This is a genomic window from Exiguobacterium sp. K1 (assembly GCF_033721435.1).
Classification (GTDB): Bacteria; Bacillota; Bacilli; order Exiguobacteriales; family Exiguobacteriaceae; genus Exiguobacterium_A; species Exiguobacterium_A artemiae.
The window spans coordinates 26,877-39,821 of record NZ_JAOTIT010000005.1; the positions used below are offsets into that span (position 1 = coordinate 26,877).

Annotated in this window: 9 protein-coding genes; 8 read left to right on the forward strand and 1 reads right to left on the reverse strand. The window is 48.5% G+C overall.

The genetic code is table 11. The annotated features are described in order from the left end of the window. The first annotated feature begins 140 nt into the window (after window positions 1-140). The 3 genes from N7U64_RS11200 to glsA all read left to right on the forward strand — a co-directional run bounded on the left by N7U64_RS11200 (window position 141) and on the right by glsA (window position 4,667). A complete protein-coding gene (locus tag N7U64_RS11200) occupies window positions 141-1,007 on the forward strand; it encodes a DnaJ C-terminal domain-containing protein (RefSeq protein WP_318929816.1) in 867 nt (288 codons plus the stop codon). Window positions 1,008-1,014: 7 nt separating this feature from the next. Continuing rightward, window positions 1,015-3,588, forward strand: a complete 2,574-nt coding sequence (gene clpB / locus N7U64_RS11205; RefSeq protein ID WP_290829582.1) for an ATP-dependent chaperone ClpB — start codon at window positions 1,015-1,017, stop codon at window positions 3,586-3,588. Window positions 3,589-3,734: 146 nt separating this feature from the next. Next, the gene (gene glsA, locus N7U64_RS11210) at window positions 3,735-4,667 is read left to right on the forward strand and encodes a glutaminase A (protein ID WP_290829584.1); all 933 of its coding nucleotides are present in this window, start codon (window positions 3,735-3,737) and stop codon (window positions 4,665-4,667) included. Here glsA and N7U64_RS11215 read toward each other — a convergent pair. Further along, complete coding sequence (locus N7U64_RS11215) at window positions 4,664-5,446, reverse strand: CHAD domain-containing protein (RefSeq protein WP_290829586.1); 783 nt, start codon at window positions 5,444-5,446, stop codon at window positions 4,664-4,666. The genes glsA and N7U64_RS11215 overlap by 4 nt on opposite strands. 96 nt (window positions 5,447-5,542) lie before the next feature. On the opposite strand from N7U64_RS11215, the gene N7U64_RS11220 reads away from it, so the two are divergent. From N7U64_RS11220 to N7U64_RS11240, 5 genes are all read left to right on the forward strand, one after another. Continuing rightward, a complete protein-coding gene (locus N7U64_RS11220) occupies window positions 5,543-6,898 on the forward strand; it encodes an MATE family efflux transporter (RefSeq protein WP_290829588.1) in 1,356 nt (451 codons plus the stop codon). Further along, on the forward strand, window positions 6,895-9,453 hold the full coding sequence (gene mprF / locus N7U64_RS11225) for a bifunctional lysylphosphatidylglycerol flippase/synthetase MprF (protein ID WP_318929817.1): 2,559 nt from the start codon (window positions 6,895-6,897) through the stop codon (window positions 9,451-9,453). Before N7U64_RS11220 ends, mprF begins: the two co-directional genes overlap by 4 nt. A gap of 148 nt (window positions 9,454-9,601) precedes the next feature. Further along, window positions 9,602-10,747, forward strand: a complete 1,146-nt coding sequence (nagA, locus tag N7U64_RS11230) for an N-acetylglucosamine-6-phosphate deacetylase (protein ID WP_318929818.1) — start codon at window positions 9,602-9,604, stop codon at window positions 10,745-10,747. A 6-nt stretch (window positions 10,748-10,753) separates the two neighbouring features. Beyond that, the gene (nagB, locus tag N7U64_RS11235; protein ID WP_318929819.1) at window positions 10,754-11,512 is read left to right on the forward strand and encodes a glucosamine-6-phosphate deaminase; all 759 of its coding nucleotides are present in this window, start codon (window positions 10,754-10,756) and stop codon (window positions 11,510-11,512) included. Between the two features lie 212 nt (window positions 11,513-11,724). Then, a complete protein-coding gene (locus tag N7U64_RS11240; RefSeq protein WP_318929820.1) occupies window positions 11,725-12,840 on the forward strand; it encodes an LCP family protein in 1,116 nt (371 codons plus the stop codon). The last annotated feature ends 105 nt before the right edge of the window (window positions 12,841-12,945 follow it).

Genomic DNA, 12,945 nt, shown 5'->3' on the forward strand with positions numbered 1-12,945 from the left:
GAAACGAAACTTGTTTGAGGAAAATGCGTAAAGTGAAAAGAACAAAAGAATCGTCAAAAAAAAGTTTGACTATATTTGACCAATTGACTGACTAATTTTATAATTAAGATACAGAACAAAAAGTTAAGGGAGTGATCAGAGTGGCGAAAGACTACTATCGGACGCTTGGTGTCGAGAAGACGGCATCGAATCAGGAAATCAAGCGGGCCTACCGAAAGCTTGCGAAACAATACCATCCGGACGTCAATCAGGAGGCGAGTGCGGATCAACGCTTTAAAGACATTCAGGAAGCATTTGATGTCCTCGGAGATGAAGAAAAACGGGCACAGTATGATCAATATGGAAGTAATTATGAACGGATGGCAGGAGCGGGTTACGGACAGTCGGCTGACTATGATGATCTTTTCCGTCAATTCAACGGCCGTCAATCGCGGCCGTCGGGATCGACCGGACAGTCATTTGGATTCGAGGATATGTTCGGTTCGTTCTTTAGTCAGGAGCCGGAGGAAACGGATGAAGAACTCGAGTTGACGGTTCCGCTGAGTCATCTGAGTCAAAATGACAAGGTGACGATTCGACTGGCGACAGGAGCCATTCAAATGAGTTTGCCAAAAGATTTGTATGACGGGAAAAAAGTCCGGTTGCGCGGTAAAAGTTCGAAACGCAACCGTAAAGGCATCGCGGGAGATGTGTACGTGACGATTCATCTGAAGGATGATGAACACTTCCGCCGCCAGGATACCGACGTCATTTCGACAGTTCGGGTTTATCCGACCGTATTTGTTCTCGGAGGAGAAGTCGTGGCAGATACGTTGGAAGGAAAACGTGTCAAATTGAAAATCAAGCCCGGCACAAAACCGGGGGCACGGCTCCGTATTCCGAATCGGGGACTCAGTAACCGGGAAGGACACCGCGGTGCTCTGCTAGTTCAATTGGAAGTGAAGTTACCGGAAATGGAACCGTCGTTTTATGAAGAGTGGGAAAATCGTTTATCTGTGAAGGAGTGACGGAAAAATGGATTTCGAAAAATTAACAGACCGGGCACATGAAGCCATCGTATCGGCACAAGCCATTGCCAAACAACGTCGACACAGTGAGATTACAGAGTGGCATCTGTTGCTCGCCTTACTCTCACAAGAAGAGGGAATTGCACGCATCGTTTTTGAGAAGCTGGACCAGCGGATCGACCAGTTGGAGGCAGGTGTGAATGAAGCACTCGGACGATTACCGGCACTTGGTCAATCCTCGACGCCGCGCATCAGTAACTCTTTGTTGCAGGTCTTAACGGAAGCCGAGACGGAAGCCCGTTTGATGCAAGACGATTATGTTTCTGTCGAGCACTTATTATTAGGTCTTGTCAAACAATCGAGTCCGGCGACACAATATTTGCGGAACGAGGGAGTGACTGAACAGGTCTTACGGGAAGCAATCATCGAAATGCGGGGCAACCGCAAAGTAACGACTAAAAATCCGGAAGCGACTTTCGACGTCTTGAAGAAATATGGCCGCGATCTTGTCGCAGACTTCCGGTCCGGGAAAACCGATCCGGTCATTGGACGAGATGACGAGATCCGTCGTGTCATCCGGATTCTCAGCCGGAAAACGAAAAATAATCCGGTCTTGATTGGGGAACCGGGTGTCGGGAAAACCGCAATCGTCGAAGGTCTGGCGCAACGGATTGTCCGGGGAGATGTCCCGGAAAGTCTGAAAAACAAACAGTTGTTCAGTCTCGATATGAGTACGCTTGTCGCAGGTGCAAAATACCGCGGAGAGTTTGAGGAACGTCTGCAGGCAGTCTTAAACGAAGTTAAGGAAGCTGAAGGACAGATTCTGTTGTTCATCGATGAACTGCATACGATTGTCGGGGCCGGAAAAACCGAAGGGGCGATGGATGCCGGTAACATGCTGAAACCGATGCTTGCCCGCGGAGAGTTGCACTGTATCGGGGCGACGACGTTAGATGAATACCGGAAATATATCGAAAAAGATCCGGCACTCGAACGCCGATTCCAACAGGTCCTTGTTGCGGAACCGGATGTCGAAGATACGATTTCGATTTTACGGGGACTAAAAGAACGATTTGAAATCCATCATGGTGTCCGGATTCATGATAATGCCTTGGTTGCAGCAGCGATCCTGTCTGACCGGTATATCACGGACCGTTTTATGCCCGATAAAGCCATCGATTTAGTCGATGAAGCCTGTGCCATGATCCGAACCGACATGGAATCGATGCCGGCTGAACTGGACTCACTCGTCCGCCGTGTCATGCAGCTTGAAATTGAAGAAGCGGCACTGAAAAAAGAAACCGATGAAGCCTCCCGGAAACGACTCGAGACGCTCCAGCAGGAACTCAGTTCTGTTCGGGAGGACGAGAGTGCGCTCCGGACACGATGGGAACGTGAGAAAGACAGTTCCCAAAACGTCCAGCAGCTACGGGCCGATCTTGAAAAAGCAAAACTTGCCTTACAGGAAGCCGAAGGACGATACGATTTGAATACCGCATCCGAAATCAAGTACGGTCAGATTCCCGCTCTTGAGAATCAGTTGAAAGTTGCGGAAGAATCGGCAGAACACGTATCGCATGAACTCGTCCGGGAAGCCGTGACAGATGAAGAAATTGCCGATATCGTATCGAAATGGACAGGGATTCCGGTCAGCCGACTCGCACAAGGCGAACGTGAGAAATTGCTGTATTTGGAAGATACGCTGCACGAACGTGTCTTTGGTCAGGATGAGGCCGTCCGACTGGTGTCGGATGCAGTCATCCGGGCACGTGCCGGAATCAAGGATCCGAATCGTCCAATCGGCTCATTCCTGTTCCTCGGACCGACAGGGGTCGGGAAAACGGAACTGGCGAAAGCTCTCGCAGCAGCCATGTTTGACAGTGAGGAACACATCGTCCGGATTGATATGTCGGAATATATGGAGAAACACAACGTCTCCCGTCTGGTCGGAGCACCTCCGGGTTATGTCGGGTATGAAGAAGGCGGTCAGTTGACAGAAGCTGTCCGCCGGAGTCCATATTCGGTCCTCCTGTTTGACGAGATTGAAAAAGCACACGGAGACGTCTTTAACATCTTACTTCAAGTGCTCGACGACGGACGGTTGACCGATGCACAAGGACGGATGGTCGATTTCAAGAATACGATCGTCATCATGACATCCAACATTGGATCGAACATTTTGCTTGAAGCAGCAAAAGACGGAGAAATCGATGCGGCAGAAGAAGAAGCGGTCCGTCAAGAGTTGAAAAAGTATTTCCGACCGGAGTTTCTGAACCGGATTGATGACACGATTCTCTTCCATCCTCTCCACCGGGCGGAAATTGAACGGATCATCGACAAAGCAGTCAGCAAGATGGCGGATCGTCTGTCCGGTCGCGAAATTACGATTGACGTGACCGAAGCGGCAAAAACATTGATTTTCAATGAAGCGTTTGAACCGCAGTACGGGGCACGCCCGATTAACCGCTATATCCAGCGGACGATCGAAACGAAACTGGCACGGGCCTTAATCAGTGGATCCATCCAGGACGGTTCACACGTCGCAATCGATACAGACGGTACAGAATTGATTATCCGTTAAAGTATAGTCTAAAAGGTCGTCTCGTCCTCTGACAGTCAGGGGAGAGACGACCTTTTGAATGAGAAGGAAAACTAAAAAGAACAACGGCATATCTCATGATGAAAAAGCATGATAAGCTAATGAAAACGACAGGAAGAGGGACTCCGATGAACGTAACGCAACAACAACTAGAAGAGTTAATCGCTGAATGCCGCCCCTATACCGTCCTCGGGCAGGTAGCGAGTTATATACCGGAACTGGCAAAATCGGAACCGACCCAGCTCGGAATCGCCGTGTGCAATGCAGACGGCAGTTTTGTATCCGCAGGAGACGCCGAAACGATGTTCACCTTACAAAGTGTTTCAAAAATCATCACATTGGCGTTTGTCCTCGAGACGTTCGGAGAAGACTACGTGTTCTCAAAAGTCGGGATGGAACCGACAGGGGACGCATTCAATTCGATTGCGAAGCTGGAAGAGACGATTCCGACAAAACCGCTTAATCCGATGATCAATGCCGGAGCTCTCGCTGTGACGAGCATGTTACCGGGAGAAAATGCAGTGGATAAGCTGAACCGCTTACGTCAATTCATTGCGGATTTACTTGATATCGATCTCGATATGGTCAAATATGATGCGGAAGTCGCGAAATCCGAATTCGAGACGACTGACTTAAACCGGGCTCTGCTTTACTTCATGCGGTATCATGGAGTCATCGAAGGGAACGTCGAAGAAATCATCGATGTCTACACGAAACAATGTGCGATCTTAACAAACTGTAAAGGACTCGCGATGATGGGCAAAATTTTGAGTCAGTCCGGAAAAACCCCTTCCGGAAATCAAGTCATCTCCCGTCGGAATGCACGGATCATCCGGGCGATCATGACGACGTGCGGCATGTACGATGCATCCGGTGAATTTTCAGTTCAAGTCGGATTACCCGGAAAAAGCGGGGTCTCCGGTGCGATCGTCGCCTGCGGTCGAAGTGACTTTGATATGGCGGATCTTGGCATCGGTATCTTCGGACCGGCACTTGACTTGAAAGGGAATTCGATTGCTGGAACGAAGATGTTGGAGTTGCTCGTGCAGCGCCATCCTTAATCAAATGACAGCTGATCGAGCAGTTTCGAAAGCTTTTTCTCAAGCCGCGTTATTTCTTTTTGCTGTTGCGCCAGCTGTTCTTCCGGAACACTGAAGAGACGCCAGCGTTCGAGACGGTTATACGTATCATTGATGTCACCGAGTTGGGTTTGAATCCGTTTTAACCGATCGACGGACGACTTCGGGAAATCGGTATATGGACGCAGATATTCGACTGTATACCGGTAGAACTTCGTTGCCAGCCGTAATTCATGCATCATTTTAATCCGTTTATTGCCTTCCTTGTGCTGGACTTTTTCATAATGAAGTTTCTTTTTATCAAATCGTTTTTCGGCCGTTTCGAGAAGATCTTGTTCGTGCATCCGTTTTAATTGTTTCGTCAACCGACCGGCTAAAAAACGGCGGACGGAACGGTCGAGCTCGTCGGAAATCAACAGGTGCATCGTTTCCAGTAACGTTGCCCGTTTTCCTTGCAGCTGTAAGGACAGATGTTCTGCGAATAATTGTTCAATCGGCGAATCGACGGATTGTTGGCTGAGTTGGACATCAAGATCCCGCACTTGACCGAACGCCGCCATCAAACGTTTCCAGATGAGATAGATCGGTTCCTCGGTTTGATTAACCAGCTTCGCGAACGTAATTAATTTACGCAACCGGATCCGGGCCTGGTGGACATCCTCCGGGTTTTTAAATGTTTGGGCTTCCTTGGCATAATGATTAAACGTCGACCAGGTCTCAAGTAATTCGAAGGTTAAATTTTCCGCATCCCGATGATTCAAATGAATCCCTCCTTAAATAACTTACGTAGAACAAAGAACGAACCTGAATGTTTTAATAAAAATAGGGGGCAGATGGCCCTGAAATGTGGTGGAACAATGTTAGAGACAACTACGCTATCGGGAAAGATCCAACAGTTCATGAAGATTTTCTTTCCGATTCTCGTTACACAGGTAGCGTTTTACTTAATTAGTTTTTTTGATACGGTCATGGCAGGTCGATACGGTTCGGCTGATTTGGCTGGTGTCGGCGTCGGAGCCAGCCTGTGGGCACCGGTTTACACAGGATTGACGGGTATATTATTAGCCGTGGCGCCGCTTGTGTCCCAAGCAATGGGGGCACGAAAAGAACGAGAAGTGAAGCGGATTGTGATTCAGGCTTTATATGTGTCCGTAGCCATCATCGTGTTGACGGTTTTGCTCGGACTGGTGCTCGTGAATCCGATTTTGAATCAAATGGAATTATCAGATCAGGCACGTCACGTTGCCCGCATCTATCTCGTCATGTTAGGGTTTGGAATCATTCCGATGTTCGTCTTTTTTGTCCTGCGTACCTTAATTGATTCATTAGGCAAATCGAACATCACGATGACGTTATTATTATTCTCTTTACCCATTAATGTGGCTTTCAATTATCTGTTTATCTTCGGAAAGTTCGGTTTCCCGGAACTCGGGGGAATCGGAGCCGGTGTGGCGACCGCCATCACCTACTGGATTTTATGCATCGCGGTTGTCGGTGTCGTCTTGAAAGGAGAACTGTTTCAACGTCTCGGGATTCTCCGTCGTTTTTATAAACCGGATGTTACAAGAATCAAAGAATTGGTCTTGCTCGGTGCGCCGATCGGCTTAGCGATCTTTTCGGAAGTCAGTATCTTTTCAGCTGTGACTTTGCTGCTTGGCGCCTACGGCGATGTCGTCATTGGAGCCTATCAGGCAGCCATCAACTTTGCATCATTCGTCTATATGATTCCGCTCTCGGCCGCATCAGCCCTGACAATCACGGTCGGATTCGAAATGGGTGCCAAACGGGTCAAGGACGCCGTTCAATACGTGTGGATCGGCTTATTGCTCTGTCTCGTCGTTTCGCTATTTTCCGGGATATTACTGTACGTTCAAAATGAACGGATTGCGGCACTTTACAGCAACGATCCGGCAGTCATCAAAATGGCAGCTCATTTCATGATTTTAGCGATTTTCTTTCAATTGTCCGATGCGGTCGCAGCACCCACTCAAGGGGCGCTTCGTGGATTTAAGGATGTCAACGTGACGTTCATTTTGACGATTACTGCTTACTGGGTCATCGGGTTACCGCTCGGATTTTATTTTGAGCGGTTTACGGAACTCGGACCAGACGGATATTGGTGGGGCTTGATTATCGGACTCGCTGTCGGAGCCAGTCTGCTGTTGTTGCGCCTGATGCATCTTGTCAGAAAATCAAAGGAGGTCGCGAAATGAGATTCAATAAACAACGTTTGCTGACGGTGGCGAAAATCATTTTGCCGATTGTCTTAATTGCGTTCATTTTTTATCAGGGGCAAAACGAATTAAGAAGTCTTTCGTTAAAAGAATCGATTCGGGCGATTCAGCAAATTCCGTCCTGGAAGTTTATTTTATTGATTGTCTCGGGACTTGCAGCAGTCGCGACGATGTTCTTTTATGATTTCTTCTTACTGCGTTCGCTGCAAGTGAAGGTTCCGGTCGGATTGATTTTCCGGGCATCCTGGATCGCGAACTCGTTTAACGGCATCATCGGTTTTGGAGGACTGGCCGGAATGGGTGTCAGAACGGCCCTCTATCGACCGTTCGTCGAAGGAACCCGGTTGTTGAAAGCGATTGGCTGGATGGCACCGACACTGATCAGCGGATTATCGATTTTATCGGCATTATCCTTACTAAATGTCTTTCCGGCATTTGAAGTGTTGGCGTTAAAGAAATGGTTGTGGCCGGTCATCATCGGCGTCGCCTTTTTCTTCCCGCTCTATCTCCTGTTTACCTTCCGGCGCGGAAGCAGCAGTATCCGTCCGTCGTCGATCGCACTCTACTCGCTCGTCTCGCTTGCGGAATGGTTCAGTGCGGGAGTCGTCGTCTATTTCATCCTGGCGGCGCTCGGAACGGACGTCAGTTTTTCTAAAGTCATCGGTGTCTTCATCATCGCCGCGACAGCCGGTCTGATTTCGATGGTACCGGGTGGATTCGGTTCGTTTGACTTGGTCTTCTTGATCGGTATGCAACGCGCCGGCGTGGGAGAAGGCATCGTCCTCACCGGATTATTGATTTATCGTCTCGTCTATTATTTGATTCCGTTCGTGATCGGTGTCATTTTCTCGGCGCGTGAATTCAGTGGTCCGGTCGTCAAGATGATTGAGGATAAACCGATTGTCGGTCCGTCGGTTGAAGTCGGCGGTGTCATTTGGCGGCTACAGTTACGTTTTTTAAGTAAAGTCCGACATTTTACATTGGCCTTGATTACGTTACTTGCCGGTATCGCGATTTGGGGACTGGCGATTCTTCCGCCTAACTCGACGCAGTATGAGTACTTGGAAGCCCGTCTGCCGCACGAAATGTTGCTGCTTGCGAACAGTTTCTTTTTGATGTCCGGCTTGTTGTATGTCCTGCTTGCCCCGTCGCTGTACCGACGGACGAAACGTTCGCTGTATATGATTTATGGTGTTTCGGCATTTGCTTTGATTGGGATGGCGCTCCGCGGATTTAATTTGATTTCCTTGTCTGTCGTGTTGATCGTATTGATTTTAGTGACGATGTCACGCAGTGCCTTTCATCGTGAACGGACGTTGATTACGACGACTCGTATGATCCGGGCCGCTTTTGCTGGCTTTTTATACATCGGTGGCTTTATCTTTTTCGGATACGCTTTTTATACACTCGGTTCGGCTGACGGAACGAAGGTCTATCCTGCCCATGAAATCTTCATGTTTGCCGCAAGTGCCTCGATTTTTGCGCTTGTTTATACACTCGTCTTCATTCGTTTATTCAATACGTTTAACCAACCGGTCCTCGGCGAAAAGTTAGATTTGCAAAAAGTTAAGGATGTCTTGACAGAAGAGGGGGGAAATTATTTAAGTCACCTTTCTTTTCTCGGCGATAAACGCTTTTTCTTCTCCGAGTCCGGGCGTTCCTTCATTCAGTTCAGCCAGACCGGAAACCGGATCATGATGCTGGGTGACCCGAGCGGGGATCCGGAAGAGCATTCCCAGTTGATTGCCTGTTTCTTACGGCGTGTTGAGGATTTAGGGTATATCCCGAACATCTATCAGATTCAAGCACAAAATATGTCGCTGTATCATGATTTCGGATTTAACTTCTTTAAGCTCGGCGAGGAAGCAATCGTCGATATGACGACCTTTACCGTTTCCGGGAAAAAACGGGCCGGCTTACGTTCCATTAAAAATCGTTTCGAACGGGAAGGTATGACGTTCGAAGTCGTGTCACCTCCGTTTAGTGAAGCGTTGTTGGATCAATTACGTGACGTCTCGGATGAGTGGTTGGGCGGTAAATCAGAAAAAGGATTTTCATTAGGCTATTTCAACGAGTCGTATTTGAATCAAGCGCCAATCGGTATCATGCGTGATGCCAGTCAGCAGATGCTTGGATTCATGACGTTCATGCCGGCATATCAAGAGGGAGTTCTCTCGATTGATTTGATGCGTTTTCGTCCAGATGGTCCGAACGGAATCATGGATGCCATGTTTATCCGTTTGTTTGACTATGCGACCGAGCAAGGCTACCATACCTTTAATATGGGGATGGCTCCACTCTCGTCCGTCGGTGAGGACGAAACCTCATTTTGGCAGGAACGCGTGGCAGCGGATGTGTTCAATAACATCCGGTATATGTACAGCTTTACAGGACTGAGACGATACAAGGAAAAATACGATCCGAAATGGGAAGGACGTTACCTCGCCTACCGTAAACGCCAATCACTGACGATTGCGATCTTAAAAGCGACACGTCTGATTTCGAAGAAAAAAGACCGGATTTTATTGCCGTGACTAAAGAAGATTCCGGATCAGACGCCGGAATCTTCTTTTTCACAATCGGTTAAATGTATAAAGGTCTATACAACTAGAATGAACAGCAGTATACTAAAAGGGAAGATAGATCACTTGCCGGAATTTACACGAGAAAGGAAGTCACAAGATGCCAACCATGATTCATGCCGAAATTTATACGGGACAGACCATTATTCACGATGGATTCATCCGCTTTGAGGAGACGATTCAGGAAATCGGGCCGATGTCCGCGTACACAGAGCGTGACGAAACAGTTATTGATCTTGCGGGGAAACGATTGATTCCAGGAATGATTGATGTCCATATCCATGGCGGATACGACGTCGATATGATGGACGCAAGTGCGGAAGCGCTGTACCGATTGAGTGAAGCCATGCTTGCGGAAGGTGTCACGTCCTTTTTTGCGACGACGATCACCCAAGACTGGCATCAGATTACGCGGGCCCTGGAAGTCGCGCGCGATGTCATCGACTCTCGGGAGACGACGATTGAAGGGATTCACCTGGAAGGACCGTTCATCAATCCGGATTATGCCGGAGCACAACCGCTTGAATACATCGTCGAACCCGATGCAGATCAGTTTTTAAAATGGCAACAGGCATCCGGAAATCAGATCAAACTCGTCACGTACGCTCCCGAACAGCCCGGTGCCCGTGATTTTGAAGCGGCGGTTCGAAAGACGGGGGCGATTCCATCTGCCGGACACACCGATGCGACATTTGACCAAAATCATTTAGGTAATGTCACCCACGGGACACATCTCTACAATCAAATGCGTCCCTTGCATCACCGGGAACCAGGGACGGTCGGATATTGTCTTCTCGAACGATCAGTCTTTGCGGAAATCATTCCGGACGGGATTCACAGTTCAAAAGAGATGGTCGAATTCGCTTATCGGATGAAAGGACCAGACCGTTTGACGGTCATCACCGATGCGATGCGGGCAAAAGGATTGTCGGATGGAGAATATGAACTCGGCGGACAAACCGTACACGTCAAGGACGGAGCTGCCCGTCTTGCGAGCGGGAACTTAGCCGGCAGTGTCCTGACGATGGATCAGGCGCTACGCAATATCATCCGCTTTACTGGCTGTTCACTCGAACAAGCCGTCCAGATGACGTCGATTAATCAGGCAGGGGAATTCGGCTTAACACATAAAGGACGACTCGAGCAGGGCAAGGATGCCGATTTTGTCGTATTGACAGCAGACTTGGAAGTGGAACAAACCGTTCACCGCGGGAAAGTGCACCGATTTACAAACGGAAAGGGGTAACAACTGATGAAATGGATGATTGTAGAAAAAGCAGAAGAATTGGCAAATGTTTCGTATCAACTGCTCAAACAGGAGATTGTAAGACACCCGGAAGGATTAACGATAGGACTTGCGACCGGCAGTTCTCCGCTCGGTGTGTATGAAGAATGGCGCAAAGATCGAGTGGATTGCCGGCATGTGACGACCGTTAATTTGGATGAATACGTCGGACTCAGTCCGGATCATCCACACAGTTACCATACCTTCATGCAAGAGCACTTGTTTGATGCGGTCGACTTTAAAGAATCGTATGTGCCGATCGGAAACACGGCGGACCCACGGGAAGAGAGTGACCGCTATGAAGCGCTTGTCCGGCAATTAGGGATTGATATTCAACTGCTCGGTATCGGTTCGAACGGTCATATCGCGTTTAACGAACCGGGTACTCCGTTTGATGCCAAAACCCACGTGACTAAGCTGACCGAGTCGACCCGACAGGCCAATCAGCGCTTTTTCGACCGGTTGGAGGATGTACCGACCGAAGCGATCACGATGGGAATCGGAACGATCATGGAAGCGAAGAAGATTTTATTGGTTGCTTCAAGCGAGCGGAAAGCGGAGGCGATCCGCGACACGATGGAAGGTCCGGCGACGACGGATTGTCCGGCAACGATTTTACAGCGGCATGCCGATGTCATGGTCGTTCTGGACGAAGAAGCGGCAAGCTTGTTATCGGACGAAGCGAAACGTACAGGGCGAGCTGCCTATACGAACTTCATGAAATGAATCGATGACTCGTCTCTGATGAGACCGGACTGCTTCAGACCGGTCTTCTCAACAGACGGGTTTTTTGTTTTGTATGCGTCAAGTCGTGCGAGTGTAAAAACAGTGAAATCACATGATCTTAATCGAATCGTAAATTGACATTTTAATAAAAGTCGGGATAATGGAGAATAGTGAACTTTACAGAAAATTTACATGAAAATGAGGGCGTACAGATGCAGACGAGATCAGCAAGAAAGAGGCAACCAAGTGCTGGCAAGATGTTCATCAAAGTGATTGCTGCCTTGTTATTACTTTTGACCGTCATCGGTTCCGGTTATGCGGGAGCGGTTTTCATTAAAACACAGGAAACGCTGGCAAGAACACAAATCAACATTCCGGGTTCAAAAGTCAGTTCGAAATATGATGATGTGCCGTCCGAATCTTTCTTGATTTTAGGAACGGATGAAACGAAAGCCAGTAAAGACCGGCATGAGCCGGCACGATCGGATGTCATGATTGTCGGTGTCCTGAATAAGAAGACCGAACAATTGGTACTGACAAGTATTCCACGGGACTCACTCGTCAATATCGATTATTCCAAATATGATGTGCCGTACGGGAAAACAGGTGTCGAGCAGGATAAAATCACTCATGCTCATTATTTCGGTTCAATGGACAAATCGAGTTCATACAACGGAATCAAACTGGCACGTGAGACAACCGAAAATCTGCTCGGTATTGATATCAACCATGTCGTAAAAGTTAACTTCCAAGGATTCGTTCAGTTGATTGATGCACTGGACGGAGTCGATATTGATGTCCGTTATGCCTTCAAGGAACAGGATTCGGCGCGTAAAGCAGGGACGATTACCGTTCCGAAGGGAATGCAGCATTTGAGCGGGGAACAGGCACTCGCTTACGTTCGAAACCGTCATGATGACCCACTCGGGGATATCGGCCGGGGACAAAAGCAGATGCAGGTCATCCAAGCTGTTGCAAAAGAAGCGGCAAGCTTCCGTTCGCTCGGGGCGTACCGTGACATCTTGGACGCTGTCGGCGACAACGTCGAGACGAACTTAGGTCCGAACGATTATCTCCGGTTAGCTGACTTTACGACAGCTTTACGGAATACGACAGAATACCAGCTCGCAGGTGAAGGATACATTGGAATCAGCGGGAAATGGGAGTACCATCTGGATCCGAATCAACTTGACCGGGTGAAAGCCAACCTGGCCAAGGCGATGCAAGGACAAGAAGTGTCACCGATGAAAGAAGAGACAGGGACACCGGGAGCCACGGACCCGACAACAACAGATGATTCGACGACAGTCGAGCAACCCGTTCAATAACGCTAACGGGTGATGTTAAAAAGCACACGTTTCAGATACTTTCTTGAAAAGTATCCTGAAACATGTGCTTTTTTTCGGAAAGGAAGATGAGTTCTCCTCTGTATT